15 protein-coding genes are annotated in these 16,139 nt (G+C 43.0%); 11 read left to right on the forward strand and 4 right to left on the reverse strand.

Annotation, left to right across the window (positions count from 1 at the left end; all coding sequences use genetic code 11):
* The first annotated feature begins 2 nt into the window (after positions 1-2).
* From M1L62_RS26365 to M1L62_RS26375, 3 genes are all read left to right on the forward strand, one after another.
* Complete coding sequence (locus tag M1L62_RS26365; RefSeq protein WP_254562647.1) at positions 3-794, forward strand: inositol monophosphatase family protein; 792 nt, start codon at positions 3-5, stop codon at positions 792-794.
* A gap of 71 nt (positions 795-865) precedes the next feature.
* The gene (locus tag M1L62_RS26370; RefSeq protein WP_254562648.1) at positions 866-1,405 is read left to right on the forward strand and encodes a YfiT family bacillithiol transferase; all 540 of its coding nucleotides are present in this window, start codon (positions 866-868) and stop codon (positions 1,403-1,405) included.
* Between the two features lie 14 nt (positions 1,406-1,419).
* A complete protein-coding gene (locus tag M1L62_RS26375) occupies positions 1,420-1,557 on the forward strand; it encodes a FeoB-associated Cys-rich membrane protein (protein WP_254562649.1) in 138 nt (45 codons plus the stop codon).
* Positions 1,558-1,613: 56 nt separating this feature from the next.
* Here M1L62_RS26375 and acs read toward each other — a convergent pair whose 3' ends face one another.
* Positions 1,614-3,503 (reverse strand): acetate--CoA ligase, encoded by a 1,890-nt coding sequence (acs, locus tag M1L62_RS26380; RefSeq protein ID WP_254562650.1) that lies wholly within the window; start codon positions 3,501-3,503, stop codon positions 1,614-1,616.
* A 248-nt stretch (positions 3,504-3,751) separates the two neighbouring features.
* Between acs and M1L62_RS26385 the strand changes: the two genes are divergently transcribed.
* Positions 3,752-4,972 carry a THUMP-like domain-containing protein gene (locus M1L62_RS26385; RefSeq protein WP_254562651.1) on the forward strand — a complete coding sequence of 407 codons (1,221 nt, stop codon included), beginning with the start codon at positions 3,752-3,754 and terminating at the stop codon, positions 4,970-4,972.
* A 24-nt stretch (positions 4,973-4,996) separates the two neighbouring features.
* On the forward strand, positions 4,997-5,638 hold the full coding sequence (locus M1L62_RS26390) for a hypothetical protein (protein ID WP_254562652.1): 642 nt from the start codon (positions 4,997-4,999) through the stop codon (positions 5,636-5,638).
* Positions 5,639-5,700: 62 nt separating this feature from the next.
* On the opposite strand, the gene M1L62_RS26395 is transcribed toward M1L62_RS26390, so the two are convergent.
* The 3 genes from M1L62_RS26395 to M1L62_RS26405 all read right to left on the reverse strand — a co-directional run bounded on the left by M1L62_RS26395 (position 5,701) and on the right by M1L62_RS26405 (position 8,336).
* Positions 5,701-6,378: a helix-turn-helix domain-containing protein gene (locus M1L62_RS26395; protein ID WP_254562653.1), complete on the reverse strand. Its 678-nt coding sequence runs from the start codon at positions 6,376-6,378 to the stop codon at positions 5,701-5,703.
* 146 nt (positions 6,379-6,524) lie between these two features.
* Positions 6,525-6,878: an ArsC family reductase gene (locus tag M1L62_RS26400; protein WP_254562654.1), complete on the reverse strand. Its 354-nt coding sequence runs from the start codon at positions 6,876-6,878 to the stop codon at positions 6,525-6,527.
* A 60-nt stretch (positions 6,879-6,938) separates the two neighbouring features.
* Positions 6,939-8,336 carry a dicarboxylate/amino acid:cation symporter gene (locus tag M1L62_RS26405; protein WP_254562655.1) on the reverse strand — a complete coding sequence of 466 codons (1,398 nt, stop codon included), beginning with the start codon at positions 8,334-8,336 and terminating at the stop codon, positions 6,939-6,941.
* A gap of 205 nt (positions 8,337-8,541) precedes the next feature.
* Between M1L62_RS26405 and M1L62_RS26410 the strand changes: the two genes are divergently transcribed.
* The 6 genes from M1L62_RS26410 (at position 8,542) to M1L62_RS26435 (ending at position 16,053) form a co-directional block, all read left to right on the forward strand.
* Complete coding sequence (locus M1L62_RS26410) at positions 8,542-8,979, forward strand: hypothetical protein (protein ID WP_254562656.1); 438 nt, start codon at positions 8,542-8,544, stop codon at positions 8,977-8,979.
* A gap of 218 nt (positions 8,980-9,197) precedes the next feature.
* Complete coding sequence (locus tag M1L62_RS26415; RefSeq protein WP_254562657.1) at positions 9,198-10,112, forward strand: ABC transporter ATP-binding protein; 915 nt, start codon at positions 9,198-9,200, stop codon at positions 10,110-10,112.
* Positions 10,113-10,157: 45 nt separating this feature from the next.
* Entirely contained in the window at positions 10,158-11,486 is a 1,329-nt protein-coding gene (locus tag M1L62_RS26420; protein WP_254562658.1) for an ABC transporter permease, read from the forward strand.
* Between the two features lie 244 nt (positions 11,487-11,730).
* Positions 11,731-14,712: a glycosyltransferase family 117 protein gene (locus M1L62_RS26425; RefSeq protein WP_254562659.1), complete on the forward strand. Its 2,982-nt coding sequence runs from the start codon at positions 11,731-11,733 to the stop codon at positions 14,710-14,712.
* A gap of 164 nt (positions 14,713-14,876) precedes the next feature.
* A complete protein-coding gene (locus tag M1L62_RS26430; RefSeq protein ID WP_254562660.1) occupies positions 14,877-15,470 on the forward strand; it encodes a Crp/Fnr family transcriptional regulator in 594 nt (197 codons plus the stop codon).
* 151 nt (positions 15,471-15,621) lie between these two features.
* Positions 15,622-16,053 carry a hypothetical protein gene (locus tag M1L62_RS26435; protein ID WP_254562661.1) on the forward strand — a complete coding sequence of 144 codons (432 nt, stop codon included), beginning with the start codon at positions 15,622-15,624 and terminating at the stop codon, positions 16,051-16,053.
* Positions 16,054-16,139: the final 86 nt, after the last annotated feature.

Below are 16,139 nucleotides of genomic sequence, written 5' to 3' on the forward strand. Positions count from 1 at the left end.
GCATGGATCTGGAATTGCTGACGAAACAAACCATTGAAATTGTAAAACAGGCCTCGGCATTTATTCAGCAGGAAGCCAAACTTTTTTCACGAGATAAGATTGAATACAAGGACCTTAACAATCTGGTTTCCTATGTTGACAAGGAAGCAGAAAAATTATTGGTTGCAGGTTTAAGCAAAATATTACCGGAGGCGAGTTATATCACCGAAGAGGGCACCACAGGCCAGGAACCTGATCCGGAAGCGCTGAACTGGATCATTGATCCGCTGGATGGCACAACCAATTTTATCCATGGCATACCCGTTTATTGTGTAAGTGTCGGGCTTGCAAGAGGAAAAGAATTGTTGGTCGGAGTGATTCATGAGCCTAGTCTGGATGAGGTTTTTTACGGCTGGAAAGATGGCGGCGCATGGTGTAACGGCCGTCAGATTCATGTGTCAAAGGTACAGTCTTTACAGGAAAGCCTGATTGCAACGGGTTTCCCCTATTATAAATTTGAGAAGCAGAAACGTTACATGTACATTCTCGAATTGCTGATGCAAAAAACGCATGGCATCAGAAGAATGGGCGCAGCGGCGGTGGATCTGGCCTACGTGGCGGCCGGTCGTTTTGATGGATTTTATGAGTATAATCTCAACTCATGGGATATGGCGGCAGGCGTTCTTTTGATCAAAGAAGCCGGCGGAACGGTTACCGATTTTAACGGAGGAGACAATTATCTTTTCGGTGGTGATATCATCGCCGGAGCAGGCGGACACGCAGAGCTGGTGACAGCCATCAAAGATAATTTCTGAAATAAAGGATTGTCAAAATACCGGTAAAGGATAAATTCCTGCATCATTCACTACTTCTTAATGATATAACCATGGAACTGGAACAATTACGATTTCCAATCGGAAGATTTACGCCACAAGAAAGTTACACGCCTGCGGAAATAAAAACGAATATTCAGATTATCAGTGCATTGCCATCAAAATTCATTAATCTTTTGGGTGGCTGGGACAATGAAAAATACAACACTCCCTATCGTCCTGATGGCTGGACAATCCGACAGCTGATCCACCATGTGGCCGACAGCCACATGAATGCCTATACAAGATTTCGGCTGGCTTTGACAGAGGATAATCCCGTGATAAAACCTTATGAAGAAGACTTATGGGCTGAACTTCCGGATGCCAAAGAAGGGCCGGTAGAATTGTCTTTGCAGCTTTTACGATACATTCACCTGCGTTGGGTTTTATTGTTAAATTCCCTGAGTGAGGCGGATCTGGCACGGACCTATGTCCACCCTGCCAATCAGAGCGTGAACCGCCTGGATGCTGTCATTGCAAGTTATGCCTGGCATAGCGAACATCATTATCAGCATGCATTTCAATTGGCAGCCAGGAACAATTGGCCGTTGTAAACTGTTTGCCTGATATGGTACAGCAAATAATCGTATTAATTCTTTTCTTGGGTGCGGCCGGTTATATCGGCCGGAAAATCTGGAAATCATTTGACAGCAGCAGTGGCTGTGGAAAAGGTTGCGGATGCAGTACAGACAAGAAAATGGCTTAAATAGAAATGGCCGGAAATCATTTCAGATTTCCGGCCATTTGTTATTTGGATTAGTCTTAAAGCGCTCCTGCTTTTATGTCTTCCACGACACCCGGATCAAGCAAGGTTGAGGTATCTCCCAAACTTCCCATTTCCCCTTCGGCGACTTTACGCAGAATACGGCGCATGATTTTTCCCGACCGCGTTTTTGGCAGTCCCGCCACGAACTGAATCTTGTCAGGTTTTGCAATAGGACCGATCAGTCGTGATACGGTGGCAGCGATATCCTTGCGCATCATTTCAGGATCATCCGGTTTGTTTTCCGTGATGATGTAGGCATATATCCCCTGCCCCTTGATGTCGTGCGGATAACCTACCACAGCAGATTCCACAACCCCAAGGTGCATGTTAATGGCGTTTTCAACCTCGGCAGTACCAATCCTGTGACCTGAAACGTTCATAACGTCGTCAACCCGACCGGTGATTCTGTAATTACCGTTTTCATCGCGCAAACATCCGTCGCCGGTGAAATACATCCCCGGGTAAGTTGAGAAATAAGTTTGTTTGCAACGCTCGTGATCTCCGTAAGTGGTTCTGATGATACCCGGCCACGGGAATTTTATACAAAGATTTCCGCTGACATCATTGCCTTCGATAATTTCCCCTTTTTCATCCACAAGCACCGGCTGAATACCAGGTAACGGCAAAGTGGCATAAGTAGGCTTTTCAGGTGTAACACCCGCAAGAGATGAAATCATGATACCGCCGGTTTCGGTCTGCCACCAGGTGTCCACCAACGGACACAGTCCTTTTCCGATATTCTGCTTAAACCATTGCCATGCCTCTTCGTTGATAGGCTCTCCAACCGACCCAAGTTTTTTCAGAGAAGATAAATCGTAATCTTTTACATACGACAAGCCAAAGCTCATCAAAGACCTGATCGCCGTAGGGGCGGTATATAAAATATTAACCTTATGTTTTCCTACAATTTGCCAGAAACGGCCAGCATCCGGATAAGTCGGCACACCTTCAAAAATAAGAGAAGTAGCGCCATAACAAAGCGGTCCGTAAACAATATAACTGTGACCGGTGATCCAGCCGATATCAGCTGTACAGAAATGTACTTCTCCCGGCTCATACTGGAAAACGTTGGCAAAAGTATAGGTTGCAAAAACCATATATCCACCAATGGTATGTACCACACCCTTTGGCTTTCCTGTTGACCCCGAAGTATACAAAATGAAAAGTGTATCTTCCGCGTCCATCGGCTCGGCCGGACACACAGAATCTACCGTTTTTTCCTCTTCTTCCCACCACAGGTCTCTGCCTTTCAGCATCGAAACCGGTGTGCGGGTACGTGTCATTACGATAACGTTTTTAACCGTTTTACATAAATCCAGCGCGTTATCTACTGTTTCTTTCATCGGGATCACTTTCGGACCACGATAAGACCCATCAGAGGTGATCACCATCGTACATTCTGCATCATTGATACGATCAGCGATGGACTTGGCAGAAAACCCGCCAAAAACCACCGAGTGAACCGCGCCGATACGGGCACAGGCAAGCACCGCGATCGTAAGCTCAGGCACCATTGGAAGATAGATACAAACCCTGTCGCCCTTTTTTACGCCATGTTTTTTCAAAACATTGGCAAAACGGCATACGCGGTCGTATAAAACGTGGTATGTGATGGTCACCGCCCGGTCGTCCGGATCATTCGGCTCCCATATAATCGCAGGCTGATCTCCCTTATCTGCAAGGTGCCGGTCAAGCGCATTTTCGGTGATATTCAGCACACCGCCTTCATACCATTTTACACTTGCCTGGGAGAAGTCTCCGCTTAAAACTTTTTTCCATGGTTTACGCCATTGAAACTGTTGGCCAACTTCGGCCCAATAACCTTCGGGATCGTCCACACTTTGCTGGTAGGCAACCTGATACTCTTCAAAGGTTTTAATTCTCATGATTAAAAAAGGTTAACTTAGGAAATTGCTATAATAACCGACAATTTATAATTTTCATTTGGTTCGTCCAACTTAAAACAAAACAGAATCTTTTTCCGGTATTCTATAAATAAACGCAGAAACAGCATATATTGCTCTGATTCAAAGGAATCTATATATTTGCAACGTTATGAGGAATTTTTATAAATAAAAAAAGAGTACTTTCGGTTAAAAAAACAGGATTACAAACCTGTGAATGACCGGAAGAAATGGACGAGATTACGACAAATAAGAATTTACCTGATATTGGTTTTACAGAAACCGAACTTGATTTTATACAAAAAAACAAGGACGAAGATGTAACCAGACTGGTCCTGAAATCTTCCCAATTCAAGGGGCTGGATGTAAAAAAACTGGCCGCCCAAATTCTCTCACGTCAGAAAGCATCGAAAAAATTGCCGGAATGGTCGTCCGTTGAAAAACTGATTTTCCCACCTGCCTTATCCGTTGAACAATGTTCCTCGGAAGCAACCGCAAAATATAAATCGACACTGATCCGGGGAAAAACCCTGATCGATATTACCGGTGGTATGGGGGTTGATTCTTATTACCTGAGCCGGAATTTTGACGAGGCACATTATTACGAACAACAGGAGGTAGTCGCTGAAACTGCCCGTTATAATTTTGCATTATTAAAGGCAAAAAATATCTCCGTCCATAACGACGATTCGATTGCTTCACTGGCAAGTACAAACGCACAGGCCGACTGGATTTATGCAGATCCGGCCCGAAGGGATGCCAACAAGCAAAAAGTCGTGCTGCTTTCCGACTGTGCGCCGGATGTGAAATTTCATCTTCCCGAGTTATTTAAACATGCGCCCAATGTCTTGCTAAAAACATCTCCGCTGCTGGATATCGATCTGGCAGTTCAGGAACTGAAGGCTGTCAAGGAAATTCATGTGATGGGTTATGAACAGGAATGTAAAGAATTACTTTTCAGCCTGAATAAAGATTCATTTGATGAAGAATTACAGATCAAAGCACGTGTCGTTGATTCAGAAGGGCGTATCGTGCATCAGCTTGACTTTACACGCGCCCAGGAACGGGATGCCGAAATGGAGTTCAGCGAGCCGCTCGCCTACTTATATGAGCCTCATCCTGCCGTTTTAAAAGCAGGCGGTTTCAAATCGGTTTGTGCCGCTTTTCATGTAAAAAAACTGGCCGTTCACAGCCATCTCTATACCTCGAAAGATCCGGTGGCAGACTTCCCCGGCCGTGGTTTTGAGATCATCGCCGTTTGCAAACCCGATGCCCGGGAAATCGCTGAGTACGTGCCGGATAACAAGGCAAATCTGACGATAAGAAATTTTCCTGCAAAAATTGATGACCTGAGAAAAAAATGGCGTCTTAAAGAAGGTGGTAATCTTTACCTCTTTGCTACTACGCTATCCAATCAGAAAAAGATCGTAGTGGTAACTAAAAAACTATAATCTTTTAATCAAAACAACAAGAAAATGAAACTTCACACTAATTCGTTCCTATTTGCGGTTATTTTGTCATTAACGGCTGTATCCCTTCGTGCACAAAGTGTTTCTCCCGGAAAACAAACCATCGATAAGCAGGAATATTTCGGACTAAATCTTAATCAGAATATCTCTGAAAAATATCTGAGCAAATATTGGGAATCTTATCTTGACAAGTTCGGGAAAGTTAAAAGCAAGCGCGGTGTTTACACCATTGAAAAAGCATCAGTGCCTGCGGTTTCCAGTGCGCCGGTTCAAATTACCAGCCAGATTAATTCAGGAAAAGACCTTTCTCAGGTTTTCCTGGCACTTTATGTAAATGGCCAGTACGTGACCAATGCCTCTGATGATTCGTATAAAAGTGCTGAAACGATCCTGAAAGATTTTGCTGACTATGCCAGCGTTCGCGAAGAAGCGCGAGTGGCTGACGAAATTTTTGTCTCTTCCGAAAAAAGCTATCAAAAACAGACGAAGGAAAATGACAATACAGCAAAGGAAATTGAAAAAGCAGAAAAGAAACTTACCGAACTCCGCGCTGAATTAGAGAGAAAGAAACTGGAAGCGGGTAATTCGCTGATCGATTTGCAAAACAAACAAAAGGCTCTGGAAGTAGCCAAAGGTCGCGTAAAATAAAAACCATTCTGACACCTGAAAAAAGTGAGCCTCAACAGCTCACTTTTTTTGTTTCCGGCAATTCAGATCAGGTCAAATGCCCGGGCATATTGGGTAAAATCGTAATGAGAACTAATGGATAATTTCTTTTTTATATTCTTCCGGTGTGCATCTACGGTTGCAGAGGCGATATAGAGTTCATCGCCAATATCAGGTGAACTTTTCCCGAGTGCGACCATCTTTAAAATCTCCTTTTCACGCTTGCCAAGCGTCGAAAATTTTTGATAGTTGTTTCGCAAAAACGTATTCTCTTCCAGCAGCCTTTCCGCTTTCAATGACAAATGTTTCATGTCGCCTATGGATGTTGCGGTCGTAATGGTCAGTATCGGATCACCAGCCTCATTTTGCATAAAAAGTCGGGTAGCGCTCATATACCATTCCCATTTGTCATGCGCGGCAAGTTTTACCTGCTGCAAATAGGTTATACTCTCATTCATGTCATTTGCGACAAGCAGCTTTTTAATTTTCGGGGCATAATCATCCCAATCATCAATATTGAAAAAACGTGCCCGATACTCTGCTTTCATTTCTCGGATTTCTTCAAGCGTGATCCCAAGCAATTCCAACCCCTGGGGAGACATATAAACCACAGAAAAATCCGTAATTCTATGAACGATGACGATGACCGGAAGCCGTTCTGCAATTGCATCAATCGAATTAATACGATCGATGATCCTGTTCTCAATAAGTTCGTCATGCATAGGTTAAAAATTTGCGCTGAAATGAATATGAGAAATTTATCAAAAACTATGCTATGTCATCTGATGTGAACAAAAGTTAACACAAAAAATTAGCGGACAGCAATTTACCGTCCGCTAATTTTCAAAATCAATAAATTTTATCTCTGTTACAGAAACGCTTCTTCGTATTCTTTTTCAGAAAAGCCCAGTGCAACGGCCTTTCCGGAAGCATCTTCGATCAAAGGTCTTTTGATCACCGAATTTTTGGCGATCATTAAGTCTGAAGCTGAACTTTCATCTTTAACCGCCGCTTTCTCCTCGTCTGACAATTGTTTCCAGGTCGTGCCAGCCTTGTTAACCAGCTTTTCCCACGGATAGTATTGAAACCAGCCGGATATTTTCTCCGCGGTTATCCCTTTCTTTTTGTAATCATGAAAAGTGTAAGCGATACCCTTTTCATCCAGCCACGTCCTGGCTTTTTTCACCGTGTTGCAATTCGGAATTCCGTATACAGTAAACATAAATTTTGACGCTATTGGCCGCCGGATATAACCCGACCGCTGTTTTAATAAATATAAATTTTAAGCCGAAACGACTTCTTCCGCTAACACTTTATCGGACAACTGCATTTTCTCATCGTCCAGCTCCCCTTCCCAACGTGCGATAACAGCCGTTGCAAGGCAGTTTCCTGTCACATTGACAGAAGTACGGGCCATGTCCATCAATTCATCAATACCCATCAAAAGCAATACCGGCCACTCGGGCATTCCGAAATTGGCGATCGCACCAAGCAGAATCACCAAAGTTGCACGAGGAATACCGGCAACACCTTTACTGGTAAGCATTAACAAAAACACCATGGAAAGCTGCTGTCCGATGGACATCTCAGTTCCCGTAGCCTGCGCAACAAAAACCGTCGCCAGGGCCAGATACAATGTTGACCCGTCGAGGTTGAAGCTATAACCGGTTGGCATAACAAATGAAACAATCTGGCGTGGAACACCAAACTTTTCCATTTTCTCCATAGCCTTAGGCAACGCTGACTCCGAACTCGTTGTAGCAAATGCGATAGAAACCGGCTCAAAGATATTTTTCACAAATTTGACAATCGGAATTTTTGCGATAAACATGATCGGCACAAACACGAGAAGCATAAACGCGAGCAGTGCACAATACAATGTTGCGAGCATCAGCGCCAGATTTTTAAGTACATCAATACCCATATGACCCACCGTTTCAGCAATTGCAGCACCTACACCAATCGGAGCAAAAAGCATGATAATCTTCGTGAATTTGAACATTACCTCTGCCAGTGTTTCTATACCAGCCACAAATTTCTCCTTTTTTGCCGCCGGGATCATCGCAAGACTTATACCAAAAAGAACACTAAAAACAACAATCTGAAGAACCTCTCCATGATAAACTGACTTCGCAAGGTTTTCAGGAAATGAATGCAGTACGATATCCTGCCAGGTCTGGTCAGCAACTTTTGGCAGGGCCGCATTCAGGTTTGCAGGAGGAATAATTCCCGCGCCCGGCTTAAACCAGTTGGCAAAAAACAGGCCTATTAATAATGCAAACGTTGTTACAACCTCAAAATAAAGCAGAGATTTCCATCCCATGCGTCCCACCTGTTTCAGATCCGAATGACCGGCGATACCTGTTACCAAAGTCGCAAAAAGAAGCGGCGCAATAACAGTTTTGATCATCTGAAGGAAAATCTGTCTCAAAAAATGAAGGCTCGTCCCCAGTTCAGGAAAATCATACCCAATCTCCGTTCCCACCAACATCGAAATCAGGATGGAAGTGGTCAGGTTTCTTTTCAGGAATGCAAAAATAATGAGCCCCGCCAAAGCGGTCCACCGAAGTCCGACCAACACGTCCGTTGAAATCGAGATGACGTGATAAGCATTAAGTACTGTGGCAAGCGCAGCAATGGTAATAAGAGCCAGATTTACAATGGTAATTTTGTTCTTCATACAAGGATTTTGGAGATGAGGTAACAGTTTGGATCAGTAAACTTAGCTAAATTCGGGTAAAGGGTTGCATTAATGCCCAGCCCAAATTCAACCTTTTACGAAATAAACTCTATACATTGGACGATTTTATTGAATATTTGCACTATTTTTTCTAGCTTTCTAAAAATAATCAATTGTTTCTCAACTTTTCAAACATCTACTGTTAATGGAATCCAGACTTATCCTTGAAAACGAATTAGAACCAATTTTTTTAGGGAAATTCCCTCCTTTTCCTGACAACGTCAAAGAACTTCTGGTCCAGTACGGACCGTATTTAATCCTTATTGGCGCTGTTTTAGGACTACTGGGTTTATTAACCGCTTTTGGTGTCGGCACCGCAGCCATCGGCATCGGAGTGGCCTCTTATGGCGGCGGGTTTAGTTTTTATGTCGGTATAGTTCTGGCAACCGTGATGATGATCATGTACCTGATGGCATTTTCACCCTTACGCGCCCGCAAAAGAGCTGGCTGGAATCTTATGTATTACGCATTATTGTTAAGTCTGGTCAGCAACCTTCTTCAGTTGGCGATTCTTGCTGTGATTATCGGAGGAGTACTTGGCTTTTGGGTATTGTTTCAAATTCGCGATAAATACGTAGTATAATTTTATAGCTTTCGCAGTAATTTTTTCTAAGAGTAAACAGAAATTCTGTTTACTCTTTCTTTTTTACCACTAATCCGGCTATTTGTACATTTGTCAGGTTACGTTTTTGTAAAGGTTGTGATACTTTGCATATTTGACGTGCAGATTAAAATAGTCTGGCTAACTTCATCCGTTATTGTGAAAACAATTCGCAAAACAGGCCATTACCCTACATACGAATGAATATCATAGAAGTACAAAACATTACAAAAGATTACTCCAATCATCGTGCACTCGATGATGTCAGTATAAATATTCCCAAGGGCTGCATCTTCGGACTTCTTGGACCAAACGGTGCCGGCAAAACCTCATTGATCCGGATCATAAACCAGATTACGGGACCGGATTCCGGGCATGTGTTATTTGACGGACAGCCACTTGCTCCAAAACATATTTCGAGAATAGGTTATCTGCCCGAAGAACGTGGCTTGTATAAAAAGATGAAAGTAGGTGATCAGCTGCTTTATCTTGCCCAGTTGAAAGGCCTCAGCCAAAAGGAGGCTATGGAAAAACTGAAAATCTGGTTTATCAAGTTTGACATCAAAACCTGGTGGGACAAAAGCGTTTCAGACCTTTCGAAAGGTATGCAGCAAAAAGTACAGTTTGTTTCCACGGTCTTGCATGAACCGGATCTGATTATTCTGGATGAGCCTTTTTCCGGCTTTGACCCGATTAATGCAAATCTGATCCGTGATGAAATTCTGGAATTAAAACAAAAGGGCAGCACCATCATTTTCTCCACACACCGCATGGAAACGGTTGAGGAACTTTGCGACAATATCGCACTGATCCATCGTGCGAAAAAAGTTCTCGATGGACCAAAGTCGGTTATTAAAGAACAGTTCAAAACCAACACTTTCTTTGTGGAATACAAAGGAAATCTGGATGGTTTTGAAAATAAGTACCAATTGGAGAAAACTTCCGTTCTGGAAAACGATTATCTCCGTACCAACATTCACCTGCCGTCTCACATCAGTGCCAATGAACTTTTGACTGATTTGCTTCCGAAAATCGAAATTCGGGGATTCGGAGAAAATATTCCTTCCATGAGCGATATTTTCATGCGTGCCGTTAACGAAGTACCCGAGGCCTGACCTTTGGCGGGAATACCTTCATCTACTCTCTAAATTTTGATAAAAATGCGGAATATATTACTTGTTATTAAAAGGGAATACATGGTCCGGGTGAAGAAAAAGTCATTTCTGATCATGACTATTCTTGCGCCGGTACTTTTTGTCGGCGGATATGCACTTGTTATCTGGATGGCGATCAGCTCCGTGGATAGCAAACTGGTTCAGGTTGTTGATGAAAGCGGACTTTTTACCAATGAATTCAAAGATTCTGAATCATTGAAATTCTCGTTTGTAAACTCCTCCATCGATTCTGCGAAAGCTCATTTTACGGATAGCCATGCCAATGCGCTGGTTTACATTCCTAAAAATGTGATCAATTCTCCGAAAAGCGTACGTATTTATGCCCCGAAAAACGTCAGTATGGAGCTAAAATCTGATATCGAAAAAGTCATCGAAAAACAGATCGAAAATATAAAACTGTCGGAGGCGGGGATCACCCATAAAATTCTGGAAGATTCGCGTGTTAACGTAAGTTCAGAAACCATCAGCCTGAGCGAGGAAGGCGAAAAAACAAGCAGTTCCGGCGCCGCGACTATCATCGGTGGTATCTGTGCCTTTTTGATTTATATGTCTGTTTTCATTTACGGCACGCAGGTGATGCGCGGGGTGACAGAAGAAAAAACAAGCCGGATTGTAGAAGTCATTATTTCTTCTGTGAAACCTTATCAGCTGATGATGGGGAAAATTATCGGTGTGGCGCTCGTGGGATTAACCCAGTTTGTGCTCTGGATTTTCCTGACCGTATCATTGACATCCGCCGCTTCTGCGGTTCTTTCCTCTAAAATGCCAAAAGATTCGCAGCAGATTCAGCAGGAAATGGGCAAAATGCAAAAAGGAATGCCGGCTTCCAATATGCCCGGTGCGGGTGTTGACAATCCGGTGGCTGAGGTGTTGGGCGCAGTCAATAGCCTGAACATTCCGCTGATCATTTCTTGTTTTCTGTTTTATTATCTGGGCGGTTATTTATTTTACAGCGCACTTTTTGGCGCAGTTGGTGCCGCGGTTGATAATGATGCCGATACGCAGCAATTCATGCTTCCGATCACTTTACCCATTATATTTTCATTCATTTTTGCTCAGCTTGTCCTCCGGGACCCCGACGGAAATCTCGCATTCTGGACATCGATGATCCCTTTTACTTCGCCCATTATCATGATGGTCCGGATTCCTTTTGGCGTGCCGGCCTGGCAAATTGCGCTTTCCATGACCCTTTTGGTTTTAGGTTTTATGGGCACAATCTGGCTTGCATCCCGTATTTACCGCGTCGGCATTCTGATGTACGGCAAAAAGGTAACCTACAAGGAGCTGGCCAAATGGATTTTCTACAAAGTTTAACAAAATTATAATCAAGGATCAGGCCCTGTTCACCAGTCGCCTGATCCTGTTTTATAACAAAAAATCACCCGCGACAAAGCCTTTAACACTTTTTAAGACTTCCTAACCCTTGCCGTTGAGGTTATTTTGCTAATTTTGAGGCACCGATTAAATATGCAGTTATATTTTGGGGCATTGCGGCCATGTTAACCTGGCCTCTGACTTCCGAATCTTAACTGTAAACTTATAACCTTAAACTATTATAATGACCCGTTTCAACCGTTCCAACAACCTTACGGGTTGGATTGTTTTCGCGATTGCATTTCTGACATACGCCCTCACCGTTGAACGAACGGCCAGCTTTTGGGATTGCGGCGAATTTATTGCCTGTGCATTTAAATTGCAGGTACCTCACCCTCCGGGAGCTCCATTTTTCCTTTTAGTCGGAAGATTATTCTCGATGTTTGCTTTTGGTGATCTTACCAACGTTGCCTATTGGGTCAATATGGTTTCGGTATTAAGCAGCGCGTTTACCATTCTTTTCCTTTTCTGGACGATCACATTGTTGTCACGCAAACTGATCGGAAGCAAAACAGACGCAGAACTGACTCAGGGAGATATTATCCTTTTAATGGGCTCTGGTATTGTTGGTGCTTTGGCTTACACCTGGTCGGATTCATTCTGGTTTTCGGCTGTTGAAGCGGAAGTTTACGGTATGTCTTCATTCTTTACAGCCATCGTTATCTGGGCTGTTTTCAAATGGGAACGTATTGAAGATCCTGCTGCGGAAAATCGCTGGTTGATTTTCACAGCTTATCTGGTAGGTCTTTCCATTGGCGTCCATTTGCTTAACCTCGTTACCATTCCTGCACTTGCACTGGTTTATTATTTCAAAAAATACGACAAACCGAGTGTTTTTGGTGGTATTCTTGCTTTCATTGGCGGACTTGTTATTCTGGGGATCATTAACTCAGGTATCATCCCGGGCCTTCCAAGCATTGCAGGTAAATTCGAAATTTTCTTTGTCAACTCACTGGGTTTACCTTACAAATCTGGTGTAATATTCTTTATCATTATTTTCCTGGGATCGCTGATCTGGGGAATTATTTATTCGCAGAAAAAAGCAAAGGTGTTATTGAACACAGGTTTGCTTTCCCTGGCATTTATTTTGGTAGGTTATGCATGTTATCTGATGGTTTTGGTACGTGCAGAATACAATCCGCCAATCAATGAAAATAACCCGAACGATGTTTTAAGTTTCGTTTCTTATCTGAAAAGAGAGCAGTACGGAAGCCGTCCGTTATTGTACGGACCATCATTCGTTTCCCGTCCAATTAACCAGAAACGTGGTGCGCCGATGTACCGCAAGCAGGATGGAAAATATTCTATCTACGATTACCGTCCCGAATATGAATACGAACCGGGAAGCAGCATGCTCTTACCTCGTATGTACAGCACGCAGGCGGGACATCCACAGCTTTATCAGCAAATGACGGGATTGGCGGAAGGCCAGAAACCAACCATGGGGCATAACCTGTCATTCATGTTCTCGTATCAGATCGGGCATATGTACTGGCGTTATTTCCTTTGGAATTTTGTTGGTCGCGAAAGTGACGAAGAAGGCGCAGGAAACTTGCTTCCATGGGATGCTTTCAAGACTTTCCCGTCCATCATTCAAAACAATAAGGCACATGACAACTTCTTCATGCTGCCATTTATTCTCGGTCTTTTTGGTGTTGTGATAATGTATTTCCGCCGCCAGCGCGATCTTTTGGTATTGGGATTATTATTCCTTCTTACCGGTGTGGCATTGGTGGTTTATCTTAACTCCCCTCCTACCGAGCCTCGTGAGCGTGATTATATCTACGTGGGATCTTTCTACATTTTCTGTATGTGGATCGGTTTTGGAGTAATTGCTTTGGCAGACGGACTGAATAAATTTGTAAAAAGCCCAACTACCCGTGCAGGTGTTGCCACAGGTTTGAGTTTGATCGTACCTGTGATTATGGGTGCAAAAGGCTGGGACAACCACAACCGTAACCACCGTTATCACTCGGTTGACTTTGCTAAAAACCTGCTTAATTCCTGTGCTCCAAACGCCATTTTATTTACAGGCGGGGATAACGATACCTTCCCTTTATGGTACGTTCAGGAAGTGGAAGGATTCAGAACGGACGTTCGGGTTTGTAACCTGAGCTTATTGGGCACCGACTGGTACATCGATCAGATGAAACGCAAAACGTACCTTTCAGAAGCACTTCCGATTTCATTGGATAAAAACAACTACGCTTTCGGTAAGAACGATATCGTTCCTTTCTACGAGATTCCAAGCGTGAAAGGCGGTATTAACCTGAAAGAATATATCGGCCTGGTAAAACAGGAGAATAAAGCAATTCAGGTTCCGCTTACGAGTGGCGACATGACTTCTATCCTGCCTTCTTCGGTGTTATTTTTACCGGTTGATACAGAGGCTGTGAAGAAAATGAATATCATCAAAAGTGATCTTGTTCCTTACCTGAGCGATTCGATCAGCTGGACAATCGGTAAAGGTGATTTGTACAAATCTGATTTGATGATGCTTGATATGATCGCGACCAACGACTGGAAGAGACCGATCTACTTCTCATCAACATTGGGCGGATCAAGTTATCTGAACCTGAAAGAATATATGCAGCTGGAAGGATATGCCTACCGCCTGCTTCCGGTAAAAGTGCCGGGAGCTTCTGACGGGTATGTAAATTCAACGGTGATGTATGATAACCTAATGAACAAAATGTTCTGGAGAGAATTGGACAATGCCAATACGTATTACGATAACACGTACCTGGGTTCTCCAATATTCACAGCCCGTATTGCATTCCTTCGTCTGGCCGGACAGCTGATCGCCGACAACAAACTGGCAGAAGCTAAAAAGGCAATGGACAAAGCACTTACGGTAATGCCAGACAAGAGTATCCCTTACGATCAGATATCTTCAAACTTTATCGGTACGCTTTTCGATTTGGGTGAAAATAAGAAGGCGCTTGAAATTGCCGAAACCATGGCATCACGTTCGGATGAAAACCTGACCTGGTCAAAAGCCAACCCGACTACAAAACGTCGTGACAGCCAGGTTGACCTGTATATTTTGCAAACCATCGTCCACGAATGCCGCGAGGCAAAACAGGAAGCTGCTGCAAAAAAATATGAGGCAATTTTCCAGAAACATCTGGCCGCATTTAACATGTATGGCAACGGTGCACAGTAAAAAAAATACAGTTTAAAAACAAAAGAGGGCTGATAATCAGCCCTCTTTTGTTTTATGGTGAAGTAATAATATTTTTTTTCTGTAAAAATTCGTAAATTTAAACTCAACGGTATGAAAATCAATTAACAGGTATTTCTTGAAAAGTTTAATTTTCATGCCGACCTATGCACAAAATATTCTCGTTACTCTGTAACTACAATATAATTTCTGAAAGAACTTATGAAGCTGTTCTTCAGAAATTGATTATCTCTGAATACCCGGAAAAAACAATCCTAATATCTCCTGAACATCCTCAGGAAATGGTCTATTTCATAGCCGAAGGAACAACCCGCAATTTTTACAGCCGCCTTGGGCAGCAATGGACCAATGGTTTTGACACAGCAGGTGATTGCATTATGACGTCGTCAAACTTCATATACGACCAGCCTTCCATCGATTACGTAGAAACCTGCACACCGGTTACCTTATTTTGTATTTCGCGAAAGAATTTCCTTTCGCTGATCCTGCATTATCCTGATATGGAAAAAGTATATCAGGAGATAATGGAACGAAGATTAATACGGCTTGAAAAACGTATGCAGGATTTGTATATGCTTTCCGAAGAAGAACTTTTCCAGAAGTTTGAGCGGGACTATCCCCATATCCACGGCCATGTGGAGGATCAGTATATAGCGAGTTATCTCCGGATGAACCTGGCTACGTTTCTCAAAGTCAAAAAAAAAGTAGAGTCTGAAAAACGGGCTAAAATGGTCATGTAAGTTCTTGCATTGGCTACTTGTTCGTGTAAATAATTAAATATAAAACAGTAATAATCCACCAAAACGCATCCCGGTCAGTAATTATGATATACTGCCCGCTTAAATTTCTGTGACTTGTTGTTAGCTTTGAGTGTGAATTAATACTCAGTTTATGATTAGCCATAGAAAAGAAGCAGGTAATGTACGATCGCTGTTACTCTTTGCTGCCCTGATATCTTCTGTATCGCTCATCACGGCATGCAGTGATTCGGAACCGGCTGCGTCCATGGTCCAGTATTTTGTGACCAACAGATCTTCTGATAAGATAAACCGCCTGACGGTATTTTTGGAAACAAAGGGAGCGGGCGGAACCAGCTTAACGGATTCCGTTTTCATTACCAATCTCCCCGAAAATCTGGCGGTACGATTAACTTATGACATCAATAACAACACTTCGACAAGCGGAACATACAGACTTGTTGCCCTTGGGAATAAGAAAAAGTGGAGTAATACTTTCGGCAAATTTACCGGAAACACAGACAACGATCCGGACCATATCTACCATCTGGAAATTCAGGAAGATTCAATTGTTGTAACCCCATAATAAAAAAAGAGGCTGTCTCAAAAAGGCGGCCTCTTTCCATATATACCTCTCATGAAATTTTGATTTATAACTATATTTTCGACTAC

Source organism: Dyadobacter diqingensis (genome assembly GCF_024220585.1).
Classification (GTDB): domain Bacteria; phylum Bacteroidota; class Bacteroidia; order Cytophagales; family Spirosomataceae; genus Dyadobacter; species Dyadobacter diqingensis.